Annotated in this window: 23 protein-coding genes; 9 read left to right on the top strand and 14 right to left on the bottom strand. The window is 58.9% G+C overall.

Annotated elements, in window-relative coordinates:
- Window positions 1-62: 62 nt before the first annotated feature.
- The 4 genes from purC to dapA are packed head-to-tail and all read right to left on the bottom strand — an operon-like array spanning window position 63 to window position 3584.
- A complete protein-coding gene (gene purC, locus CCX46_RS07180) occupies window positions 63-776 on the bottom strand; it encodes a phosphoribosylaminoimidazolesuccinocarboxamide synthase (protein WP_008077821.1) in 714 nt (237 codons plus the stop codon).
- Between the two features lie 28 nt (window positions 777-804).
- Window positions 805-1566: an MBL fold metallo-hydrolase gene (locus CCX46_RS07175; RefSeq protein WP_095119104.1), complete on the bottom strand. Its 762-nt coding sequence runs from the start codon at window positions 1564-1566 to the stop codon at window positions 805-807.
- Between the two features lie 6 nt (window positions 1567-1572).
- Entirely contained in the window at window positions 1573-2688 is a 1116-nt protein-coding gene (bamC, locus tag CCX46_RS07170; protein WP_034153155.1) for an outer membrane protein assembly factor BamC, read from the bottom strand.
- Between the two features lie 17 nt (window positions 2689-2705).
- Window positions 2706-3584: a 4-hydroxy-tetrahydrodipicolinate synthase gene (dapA, locus tag CCX46_RS07165; RefSeq protein ID WP_127926200.1), complete on the bottom strand. Its 879-nt coding sequence runs from the start codon at window positions 3582-3584 to the stop codon at window positions 2706-2708.
- 330 nt (window positions 3585-3914) lie between these two features.
- On the opposite strand from dapA, the gene CCX46_RS07155 reads away from it, so the two are divergent.
- Both CCX46_RS07155 and CCX46_RS07150 read left to right on the top strand, forming a co-directional pair.
- Window positions 3915-4475 (top strand): glycine cleavage system protein R, encoded by a 561-nt coding sequence (locus CCX46_RS07155; protein ID WP_038358363.1) that lies wholly within the window; start codon window positions 3915-3917, stop codon window positions 4473-4475.
- Window positions 4476-4485: 10 nt separating this feature from the next.
- Entirely contained in the window at window positions 4486-4959 is a 474-nt protein-coding gene (locus CCX46_RS07150) for a peroxiredoxin (protein ID WP_127926198.1), read from the top strand.
- A 131-nt stretch (window positions 4960-5090) separates the two neighbouring features.
- Here the strand turns inward: CCX46_RS07150 and CCX46_RS07145 are convergent, their stop codons facing one another.
- Together CCX46_RS07145 and CCX46_RS07140 are read right to left on the bottom strand one after the other, a co-directional pair.
- The gene (locus CCX46_RS07145; RefSeq protein WP_127926197.1) at window positions 5091-6161 is read right to left on the bottom strand and encodes an AI-2E family transporter; all 1071 of its coding nucleotides are present in this window, start codon (window positions 6159-6161) and stop codon (window positions 5091-5093) included.
- Between the two features lie 31 nt (window positions 6162-6192).
- Window positions 6193-6432, bottom strand: a complete 240-nt coding sequence (locus tag CCX46_RS07140; protein WP_038358357.1) for a sulfurtransferase TusA family protein — start codon at window positions 6430-6432, stop codon at window positions 6193-6195.
- A 98-nt stretch (window positions 6433-6530) separates the two neighbouring features.
- Here CCX46_RS07140 and CCX46_RS07135 point away from each other — a divergent pair, with 98 nt between their 5' ends.
- The gene (locus CCX46_RS07135) at window positions 6531-7964 is read left to right on the top strand and encodes a M48 family metalloprotease (protein WP_127926196.1); all 1434 of its coding nucleotides are present in this window, start codon (window positions 6531-6533) and stop codon (window positions 7962-7964) included.
- Window positions 7965-8046: 82 nt separating this feature from the next.
- Here the strand turns inward: CCX46_RS07135 and CCX46_RS07130 are convergent, their stop codons facing one another.
- The 4 genes from CCX46_RS07130 to rpoE all read right to left on the bottom strand — a co-directional run bounded on the left by CCX46_RS07130 (window position 8047) and on the right by rpoE (window position 11864).
- On the bottom strand, window positions 8047-9480 hold the full coding sequence (locus tag CCX46_RS07130) for a DegQ family serine endoprotease (protein ID WP_127926195.1): 1434 nt from the start codon (window positions 9478-9480) through the stop codon (window positions 8047-8049).
- Window positions 9481-9690: 210 nt separating this feature from the next.
- A complete protein-coding gene (locus CCX46_RS07125) occupies window positions 9691-10656 on the bottom strand; it encodes a MucB/RseB C-terminal domain-containing protein (RefSeq protein WP_127926194.1) in 966 nt (321 codons plus the stop codon).
- Window positions 10657-10664: 8 nt separating this feature from the next.
- On the bottom strand, window positions 10665-11252 hold the full coding sequence (locus CCX46_RS07120; protein WP_034153146.1) for a sigma-E factor negative regulatory protein: 588 nt from the start codon (window positions 11250-11252) through the stop codon (window positions 10665-10667).
- Window positions 11253-11282: 30 nt separating this feature from the next.
- On the bottom strand, window positions 11283-11864 hold the full coding sequence (rpoE, locus tag CCX46_RS07115; RefSeq protein ID WP_003172477.1) for an RNA polymerase sigma factor RpoE: 582 nt from the start codon (window positions 11862-11864) through the stop codon (window positions 11283-11285).
- A 559-nt stretch (window positions 11865-12423) separates the two neighbouring features.
- Here rpoE and nadB point away from each other — a divergent pair.
- A complete protein-coding gene (gene nadB / locus CCX46_RS07110; protein ID WP_127926193.1) occupies window positions 12424-14040 on the top strand; it encodes an L-aspartate oxidase in 1617 nt (538 codons plus the stop codon).
- Here nadB and CCX46_RS07105 read toward each other — a convergent pair.
- Together CCX46_RS07105 and CCX46_RS07100 are read right to left on the bottom strand one after the other, a co-directional pair.
- The gene (locus CCX46_RS07105) at window positions 14009-14461 is read right to left on the bottom strand and encodes a protein YgfX (RefSeq protein ID WP_127926192.1); all 453 of its coding nucleotides are present in this window, start codon (window positions 14459-14461) and stop codon (window positions 14009-14011) included. The two genes, nadB and CCX46_RS07105, sit on opposite strands and share 32 nt — an antisense overlap.
- Complete coding sequence (locus CCX46_RS07100; protein WP_007911418.1) at window positions 14445-14699, bottom strand: FAD assembly factor SdhE; 255 nt, start codon at window positions 14697-14699, stop codon at window positions 14445-14447. The genes CCX46_RS07105 and CCX46_RS07100 overlap by 17 nt, the downstream gene beginning before the upstream one ends.
- Before the next feature lie 150 nt (window positions 14700-14849).
- On the opposite strand from CCX46_RS07100, the gene ygfZ reads away from it, so the two are divergent.
- Both ygfZ and CCX46_RS07090 read left to right on the top strand, forming a co-directional pair.
- Window positions 14850-15791, top strand: coding sequence for a CAF17-like 4Fe-4S cluster assembly/insertion protein YgfZ (gene ygfZ / locus CCX46_RS07095; protein ID WP_127926191.1), 942 nt, complete (start codon window positions 14850-14852; stop codon window positions 15789-15791).
- Between the two features lie 35 nt (window positions 15792-15826).
- A complete protein-coding gene (locus tag CCX46_RS07090; RefSeq protein ID WP_064388478.1) occupies window positions 15827-16648 on the top strand; it encodes an HDOD domain-containing protein in 822 nt (273 codons plus the stop codon).
- A 148-nt stretch (window positions 16649-16796) separates the two neighbouring features.
- Here CCX46_RS07090 and CCX46_RS07085 read toward each other — a convergent pair whose 3' ends face one another.
- Together CCX46_RS07085 and CCX46_RS07080 are read right to left on the bottom strand one after the other, a co-directional pair.
- Window positions 16797-18182, bottom strand: coding sequence for a sensor histidine kinase (locus CCX46_RS07085; RefSeq protein WP_016984705.1), 1386 nt, complete (start codon window positions 18180-18182; stop codon window positions 16797-16799).
- Window positions 18175-18846, bottom strand: coding sequence for a response regulator (locus tag CCX46_RS07080; RefSeq protein ID WP_122600688.1), 672 nt, complete (start codon window positions 18844-18846; stop codon window positions 18175-18177). The genes CCX46_RS07085 and CCX46_RS07080 overlap by 8 nt, the downstream gene beginning before the upstream one ends.
- 236 nt (window positions 18847-19082) lie before the next feature.
- Here CCX46_RS07080 and CCX46_RS07075 point away from each other — a divergent pair, with 236 nt between their 5' ends.
- Genes CCX46_RS07075 through CCX46_RS07065 form a run of 3 tightly spaced genes read left to right on the top strand, consistent with a single transcriptional unit; the run spans window position 19083 to window position 21921 of the window.
- Window positions 19083-20375 (top strand): OprD family porin, encoded by a 1293-nt coding sequence (locus tag CCX46_RS07075; RefSeq protein WP_127926190.1) that lies wholly within the window; start codon window positions 19083-19085, stop codon window positions 20373-20375.
- Window positions 20376-20428: 53 nt separating this feature from the next.
- On the top strand, window positions 20429-21406 hold the full coding sequence (locus tag CCX46_RS07070; RefSeq protein WP_095119118.1) for a Bug family tripartite tricarboxylate transporter substrate binding protein: 978 nt from the start codon (window positions 20429-20431) through the stop codon (window positions 21404-21406).
- Window positions 21407-21462: 56 nt separating this feature from the next.
- Window positions 21463-21921: a tripartite tricarboxylate transporter TctB family protein gene (locus CCX46_RS07065; protein ID WP_095119119.1), complete on the top strand. Its 459-nt coding sequence runs from the start codon at window positions 21463-21465 to the stop codon at window positions 21919-21921.
- The last annotated feature ends 1 nt before the right edge of the window (window position 21922 follow it).

Below are 21922 nucleotides of genomic sequence, written 5' to 3'. Positions count from 1 at the left end.
ACTTTTACCGAAAGCAAACCCTCTTTCGAAAATTTCTTCGTGCTATCAGATGCTTGCGTCGATTAAAGCGGTACGCCCAGACGATTGGCGACTTCTTCGTAGGCTTCGATGACGTCACCGAGGCCCTGACGGAAGCGGTCTTTGTCCATCTTCTTCTTGGTGTCCTTGTCCCACAGACGGCAGCCATCCGGGCTGAACTCGTCGCCGAGGACGATCGAGCCGTCGCTGAACACGCCGAACTCAAGCTTGAAGTCGACCAACAACAGGCCGGCGTCGTCGAACAGTTTGGTCAGGACTTCGTTGACCTTGAGCGACAGTTCCTTCATGCGAACCAGTTGCTCGGCGGTGCCCCAGCCGAATGCCACAACGTGGGATTCGTTGATGAACGGATCGCCCTTGGCGTCGTCCTTCAGAAACAGTTCGAAGGTGTAAGGGTTGAGCTTCAGGCCTTCTTCGACGCCCAGACGCTTGACCAGGCTACCAGCGGCGTAGTTACGCACGACGCACTCGACCGGAATCATGTCGAGCTTCTTCACCAGAACTTCGTTGTCGGCCAGCAGCTTGTCGAATTGGGTCGGAATGCCGGCCGCTTCAAGTTTCTGCATGATGAAGGCGTTGAACTTGTTGTTGACCATGCCTTTGCGGTCGAGCTGCTCGATGCGCTTGCCGTCGAACGCCGAGGTGTCGTTGCGAAACAGCAGGATCAAGCGGTCAGCGTCGTCGGTCTTGTAAACCGATTTGGCTTTGCCGCGGTAGAGTTCTTCACGTTTTTCCATGATGGGCTCCGCTTGCTAAGTAGGTGGGCTAGGCGATGTGGCGCCAGTCGAGCCCTGAATCTTGATCGGCCAGTTGCAGCCAGTCCGGGTCGCACCCGAGGGTGTCGACAAAACATTGCCGGGCCAGCTGCGGCAGGTTGTTCTTGCTGCTCAGGTGGGCCAGGACCAGGTGTTGCAAGCCCTGCCAGCCCAACTCCGACACCAGGAATGCCGCCTGATGGTTGTTCAAATGTCCCAGCTCGCCGCCCACCCGCTGCTTGAGAAAGTACGGGTAATGACCACGGGCCAGCATGTCGCGACAATGGTTGGACTCGATCATCAACGCATCGAGATCCCGATAACCGTCCAGCACCCGCTCGCAGTAGGACCCCAGGTCGGTCAGCAGGCCGAAGCGCCGCTGCTGGTGATCACTGAAGACATACTGGGTCGGTTCCTGCGCATCATGGGCCACGGCAATGACCCCGATGTTCAGTGCACCGATCTGCAGTTGCTCGCCGCCGGCCAGAAAGCCTGCGGGTTCAATCGGTTTGCGCATCCCGCGCAGTGTGCCGCGACTGAGGTAGACCGGTAGATTGTAGCGCCGAGACAGCAAACCCACGCCATGCACGTGGTCGGCATGTTCGTGGGTTACGAGTATCGCGCTCAGTTGCGCCGGGTTCACACCCAGGCGCAACAGGCGTTTTTCGGTTTCCCGCAGAGAAAAACCACAATCCACCAGCACATACGTATCAGCACTGGCGATCAGCGTGCCGTTCCCTTGGCTACCGCTGCCGAGAACGGCAAAACGCATGGTTGATCAGCCCAGGTTGTCCTGAATCACGCTCAACACTTTGCGTGCCACTTCAGCCGGCGCGACGGTGTTGATGTTTTTCTCGACGGTCACCTGAATGTTCTCGCCAACCTTGCTCAGGCGAACCTGATAACGCTCGGCACGGGCTTCAACTTCTTCCTTGCTCGGCGCACTGCCGAACAGGCTGCTGAAGAAACCAGGCTTGTCGTCTTTCTTCTCGGCTTTTTCGGCCAGGTTGATGTAGTACAGGCCCAGGCTGCGGTTGATGTCTTCAACGCGCCATTCGCCTTGTTCCAGTGCACGGCCAACGCTCGACCAGGCACGGTCCAGATCGGTACCGACGTTCAACACAGGGTTACCGCTGCCGTCTTCACTGAGGCTGACACGGCTCGGGGTATCGAAATCACGCGAAGCCAGCATCGACACCGAACCGCCCTTCTCGGAGATCCGGCTCATGCTTGCAAGCATGTCGTCGACCAGCGCTGCGTCCAGGCCAGTGTTGACCGAACGGTTGGTGAAGGCGACGTCGGCAGTGCTGCCGGCAGGACGCTCGGCGCTGACCACGTAGATTTCACTGGTGTTGCGCTGCACACCCGGCTCGATGCGAACACGCACACGGGTTTCGCTGTCGCTGGCAATGCCGGCTGCGCTCAGGCGCTTGGCCATGGACGCGGACAGTTCATCGGAATGCTGCCAGGTGGTGGTGAATTCGCCGGTTTGCGGGCGCTGTTCATCCAGACGGAAACCGTTGTCCTGGAAGAACTGCACCGCCACTGGCCAGACTTCGGCCGGTGGATGCTGGGCCACGACCCAACGCGAATCACCGCTCTTCTGCAGCGAGTAATCGCTGGCATCGGCAACGGCCGACAGCGGCTGAGGACGCGGAACAATGTATTCGCCCTTGGCGGTGTCATCAGCAACGTTACGCGGGATCGGCAACAGCGGATCCAGACGTTTGGAAGTGCTGACTTCCGGCGGCAGTTGCATCGGTGCAGTCTGTTGCGCTTGCAGGTAATCGCTACCACGGTCGCGGAAATAACCTTCCGGCCCCCAGACCCATCCGCAGCCACTGGTGCTGGAGATAATCAAGGCAAGTGCGGAAAGTCCGGCCATTCGCTTCATGCGTTGTACTTCCTCAATTAAACCAGGACGCTGCACTGGCGCAGGGCCGTGCGAAGCGTTTCATGACAAGGTGTGCTCAGCCAGGTCAGTGGCAGGCGGATGCCTTCGTGCATCAGGCCCATTTCAACCAAAGCCCACTTCACCGGAATCGGGTTGGCTTCGATGAACAGGTCTTTGTGCAGCGGCATCAGTTTTTCGTTGATCGCCCGTGCGGTGTCGGCGTCGCCTTTCAGCGCGGCCTCGCACAGATCAGCCATTTCGCGCGGCGCGACGTTGGCAGTAACGGAGATGTTGCCTTTGCCACCCAGCAGGATCAGTTCGACCGCGGTCGGATCATCGCCGGACAGCACGATGAAATCCTTGCTCACACCATCGATGATCGCCTTGGCGCGCTTCAGGTCGCCAGTGGCTTCCTTGATACCGATGATGTTCGGCACGGTGGACAGGCGAATCACGGTCTCGGCCTGCATGTCGCACGACGTGCGGCCAGGAACGTTGTAGAGAATCTGTGGAATGTCGACCGCTTCAGCGATGTACTTGAAGTGCTGGTACAAACCTTCCTGAGTCGGTTTGTTGTAATACGGCACGACCAGCAGGCAGGCATCGGCGCCGGCTTCTTTGGCGTTGCGGGTCAGCTCGACGGCTTCACGGGTCGAGTTGGCGCCAGTGCCGGCGATAACCGGAATGCGCCCGGCAACCTGTTTGACCACGGCTTTGATGACGGCGATGTGTTCTTCTACATCAAGGGTTGCCGACTCGCCGGTAGTACCGACCGCGACAATGGCATGGGTGCCGTTCTTGAGATGGAAGTCCACGAGTTTGCTGAGGCTGTCCCAGTCAAGACGCCCTTGTGCATCCATGGGAGTGACCAGTGCCACCATACTGCCCGCAATCATGAAACCGCTCCTGCCGGAAAAAGAGAGCGGTAATGGTACTGGCGCCAAGATGCTTGCACAAGCGAAGTACTGCGCTGCTGCCATTCCCCTTGGCGCTGCTTTTCGCTACCCTTCAGACTTTGATCGGTACTGATCAGCTTGTACGCCGGGTTTCAGCCTTCCTTTACGGCCTCCCAGACCCCGTTCCTGCGTCGCATCGACGCGCTCCCGCTATAGTGGAGCGAGCCGCGAGCGCTTGCCGGGTCTTTTAGTACGGACGCCCAGAACAGGCATTCCCCGGCAGCCAACGCGCGTAAACCTACCGACCGCTCATCGCTTTAGGAATGCTGCATGTCCACCCCCACAGTTCGCGAACAATTCCTTGTCATCAGTGCCCTTGGCGCCAACCCCATGGAGCTGACTAACGTCCTGTGCCGCGCCAGCCATGAAAATCGCTGCGCCGTGGTTACTTCGCGCCTGACCCGCCACGGCGAGTGCAGTGCGCTGATCCTCGAGATCTCCGGCAGCTGGGACGCTCTCGCTCGCCTGGAAGGCAGCCTGCCGGGCCTGGCCAAAAAACACGCCTTTACCGCCAATGTGGTGCGCAGCGCGCCGCTGGAAAATCGTCCGCAAGCTCTACCATACGTGGCTTACGTCAGTTCGGCGTATCGCCCGGACATCATCAATGAGCTGTGCCAGTTCTTCATGGATCACAACGTCGAGCTGGAAAACCTGACCTGTGACACTTATCAGGCGCCGCAAACCGGCGGCACCATGCTCAACGCCACGTTCACCGTGACCCTGCCGGCCGGCACCCAGATCAGTTGGCTGCGCGACCAGTTCCTCGACTTCTCCGACGCGATGAACCTCGATGCACTGATCGAGCCTTGGCGCCCACAAAACCCAATGTAAGGAAGCTTTCATGGCCGTTGTCATCGACCAACCGGTTGCGGATTTCGAAGCACCTGCCACCAGCGGGCAGACCGTCAGCCTGTCTGCCCTGAAGGGCAAACAAGTGGTGATCTATTTCTATCCGAAGGACAGCACCCCGGGTTGCACTACCGAAGGTCAGGGCTTTCGTGATCAATACGCCGCGTTCAAGGCCGCCAATACCGAGATTTTCGGTATCTCTCGCGACAGCCTGAAGTCCCACGAGAACTTCAAGTGCAAGCAGGAGTTTCCCTTTGAGCTGATCAGCGACAAGGACGAAGCCGTCTGCCAATTGTTCGACGTGATCAAGTTGAAGAAGCTGTACGGCAAGGAATACTTGGGCGTTGATCGCAGCACGTTCCTGATTGATAAGGAAGGCGTGCTGCGTCAGGAATGGCGCGGTGTGAAGGTGCCGGGGCATGTGGATGCAGTTCTGGCTGCTGCTCAGAATCTGAATAAAGCTTGATGGTTTTGCGTCGCCCTCATTGACGCCTTCGCGAGCAAGCTCGCTCCCACATTGAACTTGTGAACGCCACAGATCCAATGTGGGAGCGAGCCTGCTCGCGAATAGCCTTCATACAAAATCTGACTCAACCGCTACAGCAGCGGCGCCACCGCCGGCTCTTGGCGCGGCCAGGCATCCAGCACCGCCTTGAACAGCGTCGCCAGCGGGATCGCAAAGAACACGCCCCAGAATCCCCACAACCCGCCAAACAACAGCACCGCGCAGATGATTGCCACCGGGTGCAGGTTGACCGCCTCCGAGAACAGCAACGGCACCAGCACGTTGCCATCCAGTGTCTGGATGATTCCGTAGACCGCCATCAAATAGATGAACTGATCACTCCAGCCCCACTGGAACAGCGCGATCAACAGCACCGGCACGGTCACCACCACCGCGCCAACGTACGGCACCACCACCGACACACCGACCAGCAACGCCAGCAGTGCCGCGTAGTTGAGACCGAGCGCCACGAAAGCGATGTAGGTCACGCCGCCGCAAATCACGATTTCGATGACTTTGCCGCGAATATAATTCGCGATCTGCCGGTTCATTTCCTGCGCAACCCGGGTGATCAACGCACGTTCACGCGGCAAGTAGCCACGCACCCATTCGCCGATCATGGCCCGGTCCTTGAGGAAGAAGAACACCAGAATCGGCACCAGTACCAGATAGATCATGATGTTCACCAGCAGCGGCAGACTCGACAATGAGAATGTCAGCGCCCATTGGCCAAACTTGCCAATCTCGCCGCGCGCCGCCTCGATCGCCTGCAACACTTGCTCGTCGGACACCAGATGCGGATAGCGCTCCGGCAGCAATAACAGCAGCGATTGCCACTTGGCGAGCATGCCCGGCAGCTCATTGAACAAGGTAATCAATTGATGCCAAAGCAACGGCACGACCACGACGATGAACACCATCAGTACGCCCATGAACAGCGCAAACACCAAGCCGACCGCCACGCCACCCGGCACGCGCAGGCGCTCCAGCGTGACCACCAGGCCTTGCATCAGATACGCCAGCACCATCCCTGCCAGCACCGGCGCGAGCATGCCGCCGAGGGTGAGCACCGCGGTGAAGGCGAGAAACAGCAGCACCGCCAGCACCACGGCTTCTTCATCGGAGAAATAGCGCTGAATCCAGTCGCGTAACACTTTGAACATCAATAATCCTTAGGTCTTTTACGCTGTGGGTTCAGGCCTTTTTCAACCAGTAACGGTAAACGCCTGCTTCGTCTTCTTCACGCAGCAGCGTATGACCGGCCAATCTGGCAAAGGTGCGAAAGTCGCGCTGCGAGCCAGCATCCGTGGCGATCACCTTGAGGACGGCGCCACTTTGGAGTTTGTTGAGTTCCATTTTTGCCTTGAGCAACGGCAACGGACAATTCAGGCCACTGGCGTCCAGTTCCACGTCATGGGCTACAGCGTCAGTCATTGCGTCACTCCGGTTCGGGTCGTCGAGCTGCCTAGAATATCTGGTCGCAGCTCCGGTGTCCGGCTACAGTAAGGTCTTTGTCTTCTAAGGCTTTGTGCATGACTTTTCTGCGCCCTACCCTGCTGACGCTCGCTTGCCTGCTCGCCTCACCAGGCTTTGCCGACGATCTGCCGTCACTCGGCGACGCCAGTTCTGCCATTGTCTCGCCGCAACAGGAATATCAGCTCGGTCGTGCCTGGCTGGCGATGTTGCGCAGTCAGGTCTCACAACTTAATGATCCGCAGCTCAAGGACTACGTCGAATCCAGCGTGTACAAGCTGGTTGAGACCAGCCAGGTGACGGACCGACGCCTTGAATTCATTCTGATCAACAGCCCGCAGCTCAACGCCTTCGCTGCGCCGGGCGGCGTGGTCGGGGTCAACGGCGGTTTGTTCCTCAATGCGCAGACCGAGGGTGAATATGCCTCGGTTCTCGCACACGAATTGGCGCATTTGTCGCAACGTCACTTCGCGCGCGGCGTCGAGGCTTCGCAGCGGATGCAGGTGCCGATGATGGCCGCGCTGCTGGCCGGCATCGTCATTGCGGCGGCCGGTGGCGGTGACGCTGGCATCGCAACAATTGCCGGTACACAGGCAGCGGCGATTCAATCGCAACGGACCTTTTCCCGTCAGAACGAACAGGAAGCCGACCGCATCGGTATCCTCAATCTGGAAAAGGCCGGGTATGACCCGCGCTCGATGCCGACCATGTTCGAGCGTCTGATGCGTCAATACCGTTTCGACGCCAAGCCCCCGGAATTCCTGCTGACTCACCCGGTCACCGAATCGCGTATCGCCGATACCCGCAACCGTGCCGAACAGGCCAAGCCAGGCGGAATCGAAGATTCCAAGCGCTATCAGTTGATCCGCACCCGTGTGCAGTTGATCTACGAAGAAACGCCAGGCCTGGGTGCCAAGCGTTTCCGTGCGCAACTGGACGAGAACCCGAAAAACGATGTGGCGCGCTACGGTCTGGCGATTGCACAGATCAAGGGCGGCCAGTTGAATGAGGCGCGCGAGAATCTGAAGCAATTGCTGGCGTCCTCGCCGAACGAAATCATCTACAACCTTGCCCAGGTCGATCTGGACATCACCAACAATCGCCTGCCGGATGCGCAATCACGGGTTGAGCGGATGCTTACGCAATATCCCGGCAACTATCCGTTGAATCAGGTTCGGGTGGATCTGTTGCTCAAACAGAATCGCGCACCTGATGCCGAGAAAGCACTGGAAGCGTTGCTCAAGTCACGTCCGGATGATCCGGATGTCTGGTATCAAGTCGCCGAAACCCGTGGTTTGTCGGGCAACATCATTGGCCTGCACCAGGCGCGCGCGGAGTACTTCGCACTGGTTGGCGATTATCGTCAGGCGATCCAGCAGCTCGATTTCGCCAAGCGCAAGGCAGGCAGCAACTTCCCGCTGTCTTCACGCATCGATGCCCGTCAGCGCGAGCTGATGGAGCAGGAGCGCATGATCAAGGACATGATGGGGTGATCGTTACCCGCCGGGGACAAAAGCTTCAGGCATAAAAAAACCGCCTCTTCCGAGGCGGTTTCTTTTTTACCCTGCCGCTGGATTATTCAGCCAGCTTGAAGGTGATGAAGCTGGCGCGACCTTGACGCAGAACGCGCATCGACACCGAACGATTCTTCGGCAGCGCTTTGGCGATCTCGCCGAATTCCTTGGCGGAACCGATGGCCTGGTTGTTCAGGTGCGTAATCACGTCACCTGGCTGCAGACCGATCAGGGCCGCAGGACCGTCCTGCACTTCCTTGATCACCACCCCCCCTTTGAGGTCGTAGGTTTTCTTCTGCTCGGCGGTCAGCTCGCCCACTGAAACACCGAGGCGGTTGCTGGTACTTTCAGCGCCGGACTTCGGCAGTGCATCAAGCTCTTTGTCTTCGTCAGGTATCGCACCGACGGTCAGCTCGACGTTCTTGCGCTTGCCTTCACGAATCACTTCCAGATTGGCTTTGGCGCCAGCTTTCAGTGCACCGACCAGATGCGGCAGGTCAGCAGACATGACGATCGGCTGACCGTTCATGCTCAGGATCACGTCGCCGACTTGCAGGCCGCCCTTGGCTGCCGGGCCGTCATCCTGAATCTGGGCAACCAGCGCGCCGGCCGGTTTATCCAGACCGAACGACTCGGCCAGATCCTTGTTCACTTCCTGGATGACCACACCCAACCAGCCACGGCTGACTTTGCCGCCGCTCTTCAGTTGATTGGAAACGTCCATCGCCACGTCGATCGGAATCGCAAACGACACGCCCATGAAGCCGCCGGAGCGGGTATAGATCTGCGAGTTGATCCCGACCACTTCGCCGTTCAGGTTGAACAGCGGACCACCGGAGTTGCCCGGATTGATTGGCACGTCGGTCTGAATGAACGGCACATAGTTTTCGTTCGGCAGGCTACGGCCGACGGCACTGACGATGCCTTGGGTCACGGTGTGATCAAAGCCGAACGGCGAACCGATCGCGACAACCCACTGACCGGCTTTCAGGTCCTGGGATTTACCGAGTTTGAGCACGGGCAGGTCTTTGCCTTCGATTTTCAGCAGGGCAACGTCGGAACGTGGGTCAGTGCCGATCAGTTTGGCTTTCATTTCACTGCGATCGGCGAGGCGCACGAGGATTTCGTCGGCATCGGCGATCACGTGGTTGTTGGTCAGGATGTAGCCATCCGGAGAGATGATGAAGCCTGAGCCCAGCGACTGCGCTTCACGCTGACGACCACCACCGCCCGGCGAACGCTGCTGAGGCGGCATGCCACGTTCGAAGAACTCGCGCAGCATCGGCGGCAGACCTTCCAGATCAGGCATCTGCTGGTTCACTTTACGGTCCGGCAGCTTCTGCGTGGTACTGATGTTCACCACGGCTGGCGAAGCTTGTTCGACCAATTGGGTGAAGTCAGGCAGATCGGCCGCTTGCGCAGCAGGCACCGCCTGACCGAGCAACAGCACAGTGGCGAAAATGGAAAGACAGGATTTCAAACTTGGTATCGACATACAGCTCCCGTTACGACGAGCAGGGTTAAGCGATATGGAGCAAGGAACACCGGAAACCACCGACCGGCATTTTTGTTCCGGCAACAACAAACAAGGCCAGAGCCGTGAGGCTCTGACCTATAAAAAATTTTCAGGGTATTTGCAAATGAAAATGCTCAGCAAACATTTCATCTACGTCTCGACGAAGAAGTGGTAATGACTGAAATCAGCTCACTGCTTGCTGGTTGCAGCGCCATCAGTGTTACGCATCGACAGAGCAATTCGTTCGGCGGTGCCAATCGGAATTTCGCCGACCACTGTCACCATCATTTCGCCTTCTGGCGTGGTCAGGCGCCGGGAAACGGCAACGGTCGGGCCCAGTTGAGTCCGCGTGTCAGTGACGGTTGCGCCGTTCAACGGCTCAAGGAAAACCGAAAAACGCGCCAGACCGTCGTCATACAGCAAGCTGTTGACCTGAGTCTTGGTTTCCGGATCTTTGTGCGAGGTGCTGCTGGTCAGCTCGAAACCTGGTGGCAGCCAGTCCGAATGCCATACCTGAGCAGTCTTGACGGCCGAAGCCTTGTCGCTGTCGAGCGTAATCGCTTTACAGTCGGCGTCGGCCTGCAAGTCTTTGTCCGAAGGGACTTCATCAGTATCCAGACTGGTGAACTGGAAGCGTTCGAGCAACTGCCCTTTGTCGTTCAGCAACAACGACTTCAACGGCAAGCCGGTTTTCTTGTCCAGATGCAATTCAAAGCCGTAACGATGCTGATCGCGAGGTGTCAGCGATACAATCACTGCGTCACGCCCAGCCACGCGTGATTTGCCGATGACGGCAAGGTCATACCAGTTTTTCAGCTTTTGCGGATCGAGAGGACGAGCGGCTGAGTTGGGAGAATCCCCCAGTCCGGCTATCAGGGTGCCGCTGACGCATTGAGTATGCCCATCAATGCGCACGACTTCCTGTGCCGAACCGTCGAGCTGGAGTAAACGCTCGCGGACCTGGCCATTCTGGACGCGATGCCAGATGTTATGGGTAGAAAAGCTACCGTTACGCTCGTATACGAATGTGCCGTGAAAGCTTTGCTGCTGCTCGGCCTGGCCCAGACGGGTCAACCAGTCCTGGGCCTCATCAGCATGGGCTGGAACAATGAACCAGCCACTGAGCAGAAGCGAAAGTAGAGGTATGGCGCGCATGATCCTCCTTAACGGTTTTCCAGACTTGCTGCACGTGCGTATGGCAGTGCGCTTTCAGTGCCTTTCAGTGCAGCCTGTTGAGCGTGCTGGCGCAGATAACCTGGCAGACGCTGATCGTGCCAGCCTGGCTGACCTTGCAGTACGCCGTTAGCCATCGGGCCAGTGGCTTCCGAACTCTCACTATAGCCTGCCAGAACAGCCGGACCTTTGACCTGTGGGGTCGCCAGGGTTGGCTGATTGGACTGCTGAGCCAGCTCTACACCAGCGATTTCGTCCTGGTTGTACAGGCGAACACCGGCCAGAACGGCAACAGTCACCGAGGCCGCAACAGCCAGACGGCCGAGGTTGCGCCATGGGCTGCGAGATACTTTGGCCGGAGCCGTTTCGTCTTCCAGTGCAGCAGACACTGCCGCAGCGATATCCAGACGTGGAAGCAGCAGATCCTTGTGCATTGCTGCCCGAGCGATCTGGTAACGAGCCCAGGTCTCACGGGTATCAACATCGTCCAGTGCATTGAGCACTCGACGCAATTCCAGTTCGTCCGCTTCGTTATCCATCACTGCGGACAGCGATTCCTGCAGGGCTTCACGACTCATGGCGTTCCTCTCTTGGCTGTCGCCGCTGTCTCAGTTTTCCTGCAACAACGGCTGCAGGGCTTTATCGATGGCCTCCCGGGCGCGGAAAATCCGGGAGCGCACGGTACCCACCGGACATTGCATGACGCTCGCAATGTCCTCGTAACTCAGACCATCGAATTCACGTAAAGTTAAAGCCGTACGCAAATCCTCTGGCAGTTGCTGAATGGTTCGATGGACGGTGCCTTCGATCTCATCCCGCAGCAGTGCACGTTCTGGGGACTCGAGATCCTTGAGGCCATGATCGCCATCGTAGAACTCTGCGTCTTCGGAACTTACATCGCTATCCGGCGGCCGGCGGCCGCGTGAAACCAGGTAATTCTTCGCCGTGTTAATGGCAATACGGTACAGCCACGTATAAAACGCACTGTCGCCGCGAAAGTTTCCAAGTGCTCGATACGCCTTGATAAAGGCTTCCTGAGCCACGTCTTGGGCTTCATGGGTGTCGTGCACAAAACGCACGATCAACCCGAGAATCTTGTGCTGATACTTCAGCACCAACAGATCGAAAGCTCGCTTGTCGCCGCGTTGAACGCGCTCGACCAGCTGCTGATCCTCTTCCTGGGTTAGCATGAACACTCCTCGATAAGCCCGAAGGAGACTTGCATAACTAAACGACCAGACTTGCAAACATAGACTCGGGCTTTTCGCAAAAGTTCTCCCCCTCCAGGCAAGTTTCCTGCGAGCTCTGATTTGGCACGCACGAAAAACGCAGCGCGGGATAAACCGGCTGCGCGAATAATCTTGTTATCGGTTTCGCCGGGCAGGAATCCAACCGCAGATTCCGCACTGAAGCCGACACGTCCCTTGTTTCTGGCACCGACTATTGATCTTGGGCCTTTGGCAAAAGTTCCAATTATTTATAGCCGCACCGCCCGGACATTGGGCAACCCTGAGCAGAAAAATCCTGTTTCAGCGCCGATACAGTCGTGTTCTTCCCAAAAGGGTGAAAAAAACTTCCGACGAAGCACCCGGTTTTTTCCGTCACAGTAGTTTCACAATGCCATATCGGCTCGGCTATTGTGCCGTCCCCCCCCTCTATATACTAGTGGGCTGTGTGGCTGTCTTGACTCGCCGATCCAGCTGTCTTGCGCCACCCCCCGACCCGGGTCGCTTTGAGCGGAATCCTGTAATGAGCCAACAATTCCAACACGATGTTCTGGTCATTGGCAGCGGTGCTGCCGGTTTGAGTCTCGCGCTGACCCTGCCGGGTCATTTGCGCATTGCCGTTTTGAGCAAAGGCGATCTCGCCAACGGTTCGACTTTCTGGGCCCAGGGTGGCGTCGCCGCCGTGCTTGATGACACTGATACTGTCGAATCCCATGTAGAGGACACCCTGAACGCCGGCGGTGGTCTGTGCCATGAAGACGCCGTGCGTTTCACTGTGGAGCACAGCCGCGAAGCCATTCAGTGGCTGATCGACCAAGGTGTTCCGTTCACCCGCGACGATCAATCCGGCACTGAAGATGGCGGATTCGAATTCCATCTGACCCGCGAAGGCGGTCACAGCCACCGTCGCATCATCCATGCGGCCGATGCTACCGGTGCCGCAATCTTCAAAACTTTGCTGACTCAGGCCAAAGAGCGTTCGAATATCGAATTGCTGGAGCAGCGGGTTGCCGTTGATCTGATTACAGAACGCCGTTTAGGCATGGAAGGCGAGCGCTGCCTCGGCGCCTACGTACTCAACCGCAAAACCGGCGAAGTCGACACCTACGGCGCACGCTTCGTGATTCTGGCTTCGGGCGGCGCAGCCAAGGTCTATCTCTATACCAGCAATCCCGACGGCGCCTGCGGTGATGGCATCGCCATGGCCTGGCGCTCCGGGTGTCGGGTGGCGAACCTGGAATTCAACCAGTTCCACCCGACCTGCCTGTACCACCCACAAGCGAAAAGCTTCCTTATTACTGAAGCTCTGCGCGGTGAAGGCGCACACCTGAAGCTGCCGAACGGCGAACGCTTCATGTATCGCTTCGACAAGCGCGCCGAACTGGCACCGCGCGACATCGTCGCCCGGGCCATCGACCATGAAATGAAGCGTCTGGGTGTCGACTGCGTCTATCTCGACATCAGCCACAAGCCCGAAGACTTCATCAAGACGCACTTCCCCACTGTTTATGAGCGCTGCCTCGGTTTTGGCATCGACATCACCAAACAACCTATTCCGGTCGTACCCGCCGCGCACTACACCTGCGGTGGTGTGATGGTCGATCAACAAGGTCGCACCGACGTGCCGGGCTTGTACGCGATTGGCGAAACCAGCTTCACCGGCCTGCACGGCGCCAACCGCATGGCCAGCAACTCGCTGCTGGAATGCTTTGTCTATGCCCGTTCGGCGGCGGCGGACATCCTCGCGCAGCTGGACGATGTCGCCGCGCCAAGCGCCCTGCCCGCGTGGGACGCCAGTCAGGTGACCGACTCGGACGAAGACGTGATCATCGCGCACAACTGGGATGAACTGCGGCGATTCATGTGGGACTACGTCGGCATCGTGCGCACCAACAAGCGCCTGCAACGGGCGCAACACCGCGTGCGTCTGCTGCTGGACGAGATCGACGAGTTCTACAGCAACTATAAAGTCAGCCGCGATCTGATCGAGTTGCGCAATCTGGCGCAAGTCGCCGAACTGATGATCTGCTCAGCCATGGAGCGCAAGGAAAGTCGCGGCCTGCATTACACCCTCGACTACCCGGACATGCTGCCCGAAGCACTCGACACTATTCTGGTGCCACCCACCTACGTCGGCTGAACTTGAGCCGTACTCGCAGGCGTCGGTGCAGATCCGCCGCCTGCGAGTCCCGTGGCACGCAGATCGATCTGACCCGCCATTCGCCGCGCAAGCGAAAACGCAGCACCACGATCAAGGGCAGCGCGAGGCTGTCCGGGCGCAGCTGCGCCGCTTGCCAACCATCCGCCTGATTCCACACCTGCCAACCATCGGCGTCCCGACGCAATCCACGAAACGCCTTGGGATGATTCAGCAGAATCTGCCGAGGCAACACCCAAACGCCATGAAGCAGGCAGCCTAAAGCCCCAAGCAGACTGGCCCAGAGTGGAATCGAAAGCAGAAACAAAGCACCCAGTGCGAACGCCTGGGCCAACAGATACGCCGCCAGCAACTGCCGCGAGGCATGCCAGCGGCATTCGAACGTGTTACTTGGGCTGGACACGATCCAGGATCATGCGAACCATGCGCTGCAATTCCGGATCTTCAGACTCGCTGCGCTCCATGAACCAGCCGAACATGTCCTGATCCTCGCACGTCAGCAGACGCACATACAGATCGCGATCCACCTGGTTCAACGTCGCGTAAACCTCCTGCACGAACGGCACCAGCAACACGTCAAGCTCAAGCATGCCGCGACGGCTGTGCCAAAACAGGCGATTCAGTTCAACTTGTTCGACCATGGGGCCCTCCTCAAATTTGCCGGCAAGTATACAGCCCCCACGCAGGTCGCACAGTCGGCTTTGGTCGGGCACCACCGATCCTTTATCAACTACCCATTTCACCAACGCGCCCTTATGATGTGCCCCAGTCTATTTACCCTGCGATGACCCATGGCCGATTCTGCTTTTTTCTGCACCCTGTCTCATGAAGGCGTTCTCGCGGTTCGCGGCGCGGATGCCGGAAAATTCCTGCAAGGCCAGTTGACCTGCAACCTCAATTACCTCAGCGACAGCCGCGCCAGCCTCGGCGCCCGCTGCACGCAGAAGGGCCGGATGCAGTCGAGCTTCCGCATTCTGCTCGAAGGTGACGGCGTGGTCCTGGCGATGGCCAGCGAGCTGCTCGAGCCGCAACTGGCGGATCTGAAAAAGTACGCGGTGTTCTCCAAATCAAAACTGACCGATGAAAGCGCCGCTTGGGTGCGCTTCGGCCTGGAGCATGGCGATAACGCCTTGACCAGCCTCGGTCTGGACTTGCCGGCAGAAACCGACAGCCTCGTGCGTAATGAAAGCCTGATCGCGATTCGTGTTTCGCCGGATCGCGCCGAACTCTGGGCACCGGTCGATCAGGCTGACGCGATCAAAGCCAAATTGTCCGCCGCCCTGCCTGAAGCCGAGCTGAATCAATGGTTGCTGGGTCAGATCCGCGCCGGTATCGGCCAGGTCATGCCGAGCACCCGCGAGCTGTTCATCCCGCAGATGCTCAACCTGCAAGCCGTTGGCGGCGTGAGTTTCAAGAAAGGCTGCTACACCGGCCAGGAAATCGTCGCGCGCATGCAGTACCTGGGCAAACTCAAACGTCGTTTGTATCGCTTGAGCCTGGACGCTGCTGATTTGCCGGAACCTGGCACACAATTGTTCGCGCCAAGCCACAACAGTTCCATCGGCGAAGTGGTGCTGGCCGCCAAGGCCGGGCAAAACATTGAACTCCTGGCGGTGCTGCAGGCCGAAGCTGCCGAAGCCGGTGATTTGCATCTGGGCACCCTCGAAGGTCCCGCGCTGCATCTGCTCGACCTGCCTTACGAACTGGATCGCGACCGCGAAATCCAGCGCTGATCGCAGCATTTGTTGCAACACCCTAGAGAGTTTAAATGAGCGAACTGGCGGAAAAAGTCCAACAGGATTTGGTTGAGGCCATCGATAACGATGACCTGGTTCTGCCCACGTTGCCGGAAGTGGCCCTGCAGATTCGCAAGGCCGCTGAAGACCCGGAAATCAGCGTCAGCGACCTGAGCAAAGTGATCGGCCGTGACACGGCGCTGTCGGCGCGCCTGATCAAAGTGGTCAACAGCCCGCTGCTGCGCGCCGCGCAGGAAGTTACCGACCTGCACACGGCCATCACCCGGTTGGGCATCAACTACAGCAGCAACCTGGCGATCGGTCTGGTGATGGAGCAGATCTTCCACGCCCGCTCCGAAGTGGTCGAGCAGAAGATGCGCGAAGTCTGGCGCAAGAGCCTGGAAATTGCCGGGGTCAGTTACGCGCTGTGCCGCCGCTACACGCAGCTCAAACCCGATCAGGCGGCCCTCGGCGGGCTGGTGCATCAGATCGGTGTGCTGCCGATTCTGACCTACGCCGAAGACCACTACGAACTGCTGTCGGACCCGGTCAGCCTCAACCATGTGATCGATCACATTCATCCGTTGCTGGGCGACAAGTTGTTGCGCGTCTGGGAGTTCCCGGAGCGACTGGTGGAATTGCCGGGGCGCTATCAGGACTTCAAGCGCGATTCGACAGCAATTGACTATGTCGATCTGGTGCAAGTGGCGAGCCTGTATTGCCACAAGGACACTGATCATCCGTTTGCGCGGATTGATCCAATGACCGTTCCGGCGTTCAGGAAGCTTGGGATTGATCAGGAGAACAAAGCGCTGTGTGAAGATCTGGAAGAGTCGCGGACGATGTTTTACTGATCCGAAATCGCGCCGCCCCATTCGCGAGCAGGCTCGCTCCCACAATGAAATGAATTCCCCTGTGGGAGCACAGCTGATTCACACATTGAAATGCATTCCCCCTGTGGGAGCGAGCCTGCTCGCGAAGGGGCCAGCAAAACCATCACAATCACCCGGCGATAAAACTGACCCGCACCTTCAACCCCGCCTGCTCACCATCATGCAAACTGATCTGGGCCAGATGCGCCCGACAGATCTCACCGACAATCGCCAGCCCCAGCCCTGAACCTGCCACCTGCTGATTACGCCGGTAGAAACGTTCGAACACCCGATCGCGCTCTTCCAGCGGAATCCCCGGCCCATCATCTTCTACCTCAAGCACCGCCGGCGCGGTCACGCGCAAAATGACGTTACCGCCCGGTGGCGTATGCGCCAAAGCGTTGTCCACCAGATTGCTCAACAACTCGTTCAGCAACGTCGGCTCACCGCGCAGCCAGACGGGTTCGTCCGCCTCCAGCGCTAGCGCCACCCCGCGCTTGTGCGCCAACGGCGCCATGGCCATGCCCAATTCTCGCGCCAACTGGCTCAGATCGAGCAACTGCGCGCCGCCCTCGGCAATCGCCCGCGCGCCGTTTTCGACGCGCGCCAGTGACAGCAACTGATTGGCCAGATGGGTCAGGCGATCGGTGCTTTGCGCCGAGGATTCCAATGTCGTGCGCCACGTCTCGGGTTCGTTAGAACGCAGACCCAATTCAAGTCGCGCCTTGAGCGCCGCCAAGGGTGTGCGCAGTTCATGGGCCGCATCGGCGATGAACTGCGCCTGCCGTTCGAACTGACCACGCAAGCGCTCGGTGAAATGATTGAGCCCGCGCACCAATGGCCACAGCTCATGCTGCACCTCAACCAATGGCAGCGGCCGCAAGTCGTCGGGCTGACGTTCTTCCACTGCTGTGCGCAAACGCTCCAATGGGCGCAATGCGGCACTGACCGCAAACCACACCAGCAACAAAGCGCCAATCGCCAGCATGCCCAATCGCAGCAAGGTATCGGCCGCCAGACTGCGCGCCATGCTTACCCGGGCTTCATCGGTTTCGGCGACGCGGATTTCCGCCATGCCGTTCATGTTCGGTTCGGTCACCGCCTTGAGCAGGCTGACCACACGCACGTTCTGCCCTTTGTAGGTGGCGTTGTAGAAACGTGCCAGCGCTGGATAACTGTCGGTTCGCGGCGTCCCCGGCGGCGGGCCGGGCAGGTTTTCGTAGCCGGAAATCAGCTTCTGATGGATGTCATTGACCTGATAGTAAATCCGCCCGGCGCTGTCGTAAGCGAAGGTGTCGAGTGCCACGTAAGGCACATCGGCACTCAGTGTGCCGTCACGTTGCGACAGGCCCGCGGCGATGGTCCGGGCCGAGGCCAGCAGCGTGCGGTCGTAGGCGGTGTCGGCAGCTTCGCGACCATTCCAGTACGCACTCAAACCACTGGCGAGCATCAACACCACGAGCAGCAACGCGAGGTTCCACAGCAAGCGCCAGCGCAGGCTGCTGGGCTTATGCATCGCGGCTTTCCAGCAGGTAACCGAGGCCGCGGAACGTCACGATTGCTACCGGGTGGCCATCGAGTTTCTTGCGCAAGCGGTGCACGTAGATTTCGATGGCGTCGGGGCTGGCTTCTTCATCAAGACCGAATACCTGTGCGGCCAATTGTTCCTTGCTCATCACTCGTCCCGGCCGGGCGATCAGTGCTTCCAGTACGGCTTGTTCGCGAGAGGTCAACGTCAGCAAATCTTCGCCGAGGGTGAAGCGCCGGGTGTCGAGGTCATAGGCGAGTACGCCACAGCGCTGCTGACGCTCGCCGCCGAGCACACTGCGACGCAGCAAGGCTTTGACCCGTGCTTCCAGCTCAGTCAGCTCGAAAGGTTTGGCGAGGTAATCGTCGGCACCGAGATTGAGACCATGGACGCGATCCTTCACATCACTGCGCGCGGTGAGCATCAGCACCGGCAGATTTTTCCCACGTGCACGCAACCGCGCCAGCACCTCGAAACCGTCCATGCGCGGCAGGCCGACATCGAGGATCGCCACGGCATATTCCTCGCTGCCCAGCGCCAGGTCGGCGGCCACGCCATCGTGCAACACATCCACGGTCAGACCGGTGCTCTTGAGCGCCTGAGCGACACTTTCGGCCAGTTGCAGATGGTCTTCGACGAGCAGAACACGCATGGATTTTTACCTCGTTCAGGAATGGCCGGCGCCACGCTTTGCCGCGGAGTTTACAGCCGCAACCGCCGCTGTGAAGCCCGAAAACCGTGAAAGTCAGCTGAAAGGTTAGCGAAAGGTTAGCTCGTTACAGTCGGCCCACGGACAGTTCCGACTGCCGTCGCTGATGCCACACAGCGTAACGAAAAACGCCATGAAGCGTTTTCGACCAATAAGAACAATAAACGGAGTACACCCGCATGCCGTCCATGCAGCCTCAGGCGTCCACGCCTGTTCGCCCTTCCCGTTTCAGCCACACCGCCCTCGTCAGTGCCGCCGCCCTTGCCGGTTTTTCGCCGTTGAGTTTTGCCGACTTCATTGAAGACAGCAGCGCCACCTTCGAAACCCGCAACATGTATTTCAACCGCGACTTTCGCGATGGCACCAGCGCCCAGCAATCCAAGCGTGACGAATGGGCCCAGGGTTTCATGCTCAATCTGCAATCGGGTTACACCGACGGCACCGTGGGATTCGGTGTCGATGCGTTGGGCATGCTCGGAGTAAAACTGGATTCGAGCCCGGACCGCACCGGCACCGGCCTGCTGCCGACCCACGATGATGGACGCGCGGCGGATGAATACTCGAAAGTCGGCCTGACCGGCAAAGTAAAAATCTCTGCCACCGAACTTAAAATCGGCAGCCTGATTCCTGAACTGCCGATCCTCAAACCCAACGACGGGCGCATCCTGCCGCAGACCTTTGAAGGTGGCTTGCTGACCTCCAAAGAGATCAAGAACCTGACCTTCACCGGTGGTCGACTGGAGAAAGCCAAGGATCGCGACAGCACCGATTTCGAAGACATCGCCCTGAACAACAAGAACAGCCGTTTCGCTGGTACCGCGGCCGGTAAACACTTCGACTTTGGCGGCGTGGACTACAAGTTCACCGACAAGATCACCGGCAGTTACCACTTCGCCCAACTCGACGAAGTCTACAACCAGCATTTCTTCGGTCTGGTCGCCTCGCGTCCGATGGGGCCAGGTACTTTTGCCACCGACCTGCGTTTTGCCGTCAGTGATGACCAAGGCGCAGCCCGTGGCGGCGAGATCGACAACCGCTCGCTCAACGGTCTGGTCAGCTATGCGCTGAGCGGCCACAAGTTCAGCGCCGGTTATCAGCACATGTCCGGCGACAGCGCCTTCCCGTATGTCGATGGCAGCGACCCGTATCTGGTCAACTTCGTGCAGATCAATGATTTCGCCGGTGCTGAAGAGCGCTCCTGGCAGGCTCGCTATGATTTCGACTTCGCCAGGCTCGGCATTCCAGGCCTGAGTTTCATGAGCCGCTACTTGAGCGGTGACAACATCAAGCTCAAGAACGGCGAAGAAGGCAAAGAGTGGGAACGCAACACCGAGATCAAATATGTAGTACAAAGCGGCGCCTTGAAGGATGTCGCCGTGCGTTTGCGTAATGCCACTTACCGCTCCAACTACTCGGCTCGCGATGCAGACGAAGTGCGTTTGCTGGTGAGCTATAGCGTTGCGTTGTGGTAATGGCCTGCTGAAGAAAAACACGTCGAATAACAACAATGCCCGTGGAGAATCGAATGAACCTGTCACTGCGTAAAGTTGCACTGGCCGCCAGTTGCATCCTGTTTGCCGGCCAACTGATGGCCGAACCGAAACGTCCGGAATGTATCGCCCCGGCCTCCCCCGGCGGTGGTTTCGACCTGACCTGCAAACTGGTGCAGAGCGCACTGGTCAATCAGAAACTGCTGAGCAAACCGATGCGTGTGACCTACATGCCCGGTGGTGTCGGTGCAGTGGCCTACAACGCCGTGGTTGCGCAGCGTCCGGCCGATGCCGGTACGCTGGTGGCGTGGTCGAGCGGTTCGCTGTTGAACCTGGCGCAGGGCAAGTTCGGTCGCTTCGATGAGACCAACGTCCGCTGGTTGGCAGCGGTAGGCACGAGCTACGGCGCCATCGCGGTGAAAAGCGATTCGCCCTACAAGACCCTCGACGATCTCGTTCAGGCACTGAAGAAAGATCCAAGCTCCGTGGTGATCGGTTCCGGCGGCACCGTTGGCAGCCAGGACTGGATGCAAACCGCACTGATCGCCAAGGCTGCCGGGATCAACCCGCGCGACCTGCGTTACGTTGCGCTTGAAGGTGGCGGTGAAATCGCCACGGCCCTGCTCGGCGGTCACATTCAGGTCGGCAGTACCGACATTTCCGACTCCATGCCGCACATCCAGAGTGGCGACATGCGCTTGCTCGCGGTGTTTGCCGACAAGCGTCTCGACGAGCCGGAAATGAAAGACATTCCGACCGCTCGCGAGCAAGGCTACGACATCGTCTGGCCGGTGGTGCGCGGCTTCTACCTCGGGCCAAAAGTCAGCGATGAAGACTACGCCTGGTGGAAAGACTCGTTCGACAAACTGCTGGCCTCCGATGAGTTCGCCACGCTGCGCGATCAGCGTGAACTGTTCCCTTTCGCCATGACCGGCCCGGAGCTGGACACCTACGTGAAGAAGCAGGTTGCGGACTACAAAGTGCTGGCCAAAGAGTTCGGCCTAATCCAGTGATCGCCTCTGTCTAGCGGCTGCGTTCCCGATTGCGGGGACGCGGCACAGGAGCTCCCATGCTTATTCAACGCATTTTCGCCTCCGTGCTGTTGCTGGTTTGCGCCGGCCTGGCATTGATGGCGTGGCCGTACCAAGCGGCTTTTTCCTACGAACCGGTCGGCCCGCGCGCCTTCCCGCTGCTGATGCTCGGCCTGATGGGCGCGGCGCTGCTGTACATGGTGTTTCGCCCGGCGCCGATCAAGCACAGCGATGACGAGCCGCCACTGGATCGCGAAACCCTGACCAAGATCGCCATTTGCGTCGCACTGCTGCTGGTGTTCGCCGGTCTGTTCGAACCGCTGGGTTTCATCCTCAGCAGCATCCTCATCGGCATTCCGATGGCGCGCCTGTATGGCGGTCGCTGGATGCCGAGCATCGTGGTGACAACGCTGATGGCCATCGGTCTGTACCTGCTGTTCGACCGTGTGATGGACGTTCCGCTGCCCCTTGGCCTGCTCGACGTGCTGGAGAACTGAT

This window comes from Pseudomonas sp. RU47, assembly GCF_004011755.1.
GTDB lineage: Bacteria > Pseudomonadota > Gammaproteobacteria > Pseudomonadales > Pseudomonadaceae > Aquipseudomonas.
The sequence above is the reverse complement of the archived record's forward strand: the minus strand, read 5'-3'. Positions and strand labels throughout refer to the sequence as shown.

What these genes read in the sequence shown, in the direction of transcription:
- purC (WP_008077821.1), bottom strand. Translation starts at nt 776, where the DNA reads ATGGAAAAACGTGAAGAACTCTACCGCGGCAAAGCCAAATCGGTTTAC.
- CCX46_RS07175 (WP_095119104.1), bottom strand. Translation starts at nt 1,566, where the DNA reads ATGCGTTTTGCCGTTCTCGGCAGCGGTAGCCAAGGGAACGGCACGCTG.
- bamC (WP_034153155.1), bottom strand. Translation starts at nt 2,688, where the DNA reads ATGAAGCGAATGGCCGGACTTTCCGCACTTGCCTTGATTATCTCCAGC.
- dapA (WP_127926200.1), bottom strand. Translation starts at nt 3,584, where the DNA reads ATGATTGCGGGCAGTATGGTGGCACTGGTCACTCCCATGGATGCACAA.
- CCX46_RS07155 (WP_038358363.1), top strand. Translation starts at nt 3,915, where the DNA reads ATGTCCACCCCCACAGTTCGCGAACAATTCCTTGTCATCAGTGCCCTT.
- CCX46_RS07150 (WP_127926198.1), top strand. Translation starts at nt 4,486, where the DNA reads ATGGCCGTTGTCATCGACCAACCGGTTGCGGATTTCGAAGCACCTGCC.
- CCX46_RS07145 (WP_127926197.1), bottom strand. Translation starts at nt 6,161, where the DNA reads ATGTTCAAAGTGTTACGCGACTGGATTCAGCGCTATTTCTCCGATGAA.
- CCX46_RS07140 (WP_038358357.1), bottom strand. Translation starts at nt 6,432, where the DNA reads ATGACTGACGCTGTAGCCCATGACGTGGAACTGGACGCCAGTGGCCTG.
- CCX46_RS07135 (WP_127926196.1), top strand. Translation starts at nt 6,531, where the DNA reads ATGACTTTTCTGCGCCCTACCCTGCTGACGCTCGCTTGCCTGCTCGCC.
- CCX46_RS07130 (WP_127926195.1), bottom strand. Translation starts at nt 9,480, where the DNA reads ATGTCGATACCAAGTTTGAAATCCTGTCTTTCCATTTTCGCCACTGTG.
- CCX46_RS07125 (WP_127926194.1), bottom strand. Translation starts at nt 10,656, where the DNA reads ATGCGCGCCATACCTCTACTTTCGCTTCTGCTCAGTGGCTGGTTCATT.
- CCX46_RS07120 (WP_034153146.1), bottom strand. Translation starts at nt 11,252, where the DNA reads ATGAGTCGTGAAGCCCTGCAGGAATCGCTGTCCGCAGTGATGGATAAC.
- rpoE (WP_003172477.1), bottom strand. Translation starts at nt 11,864, where the DNA reads ATGCTAACCCAGGAAGAGGATCAGCAGCTGGTCGAGCGCGTTCAACGC.
- nadB (WP_127926193.1), top strand. Translation starts at nt 12,424, where the DNA reads ATGAGCCAACAATTCCAACACGATGTTCTGGTCATTGGCAGCGGTGCT.
- CCX46_RS07100 (WP_007911418.1), bottom strand. Translation starts at nt 14,699, where the DNA reads ATGGTCGAACAAGTTGAACTGAATCGCCTGTTTTGGCACAGCCGTCGC.
- ygfZ (WP_127926191.1), top strand. Translation starts at nt 14,850, where the DNA reads ATGGCCGATTCTGCTTTTTTCTGCACCCTGTCTCATGAAGGCGTTCTC.
- CCX46_RS07090 (WP_064388478.1), top strand. Translation starts at nt 15,827, where the DNA reads ATGAGCGAACTGGCGGAAAAAGTCCAACAGGATTTGGTTGAGGCCATC.
- CCX46_RS07085 (WP_016984705.1), bottom strand. Translation starts at nt 18,182, where the DNA reads ATGCATAAGCCCAGCAGCCTGCGCTGGCGCTTGCTGTGGAACCTCGCG.
- CCX46_RS07080 (WP_122600688.1), bottom strand. Translation starts at nt 18,846, where the DNA reads ATGCGTGTTCTGCTCGTCGAAGACCATCTGCAACTGGCCGAAAGTGTC.
- CCX46_RS07075 (WP_127926190.1), top strand. Translation starts at nt 19,083, where the DNA reads ATGCCGTCCATGCAGCCTCAGGCGTCCACGCCTGTTCGCCCTTCCCGT.
- CCX46_RS07070 (WP_095119118.1), top strand. Translation starts at nt 20,429, where the DNA reads ATGAACCTGTCACTGCGTAAAGTTGCACTGGCCGCCAGTTGCATCCTG.
- CCX46_RS07065 (WP_095119119.1), top strand. Translation starts at nt 21,463, where the DNA reads ATGCTTATTCAACGCATTTTCGCCTCCGTGCTGTTGCTGGTTTGCGCC.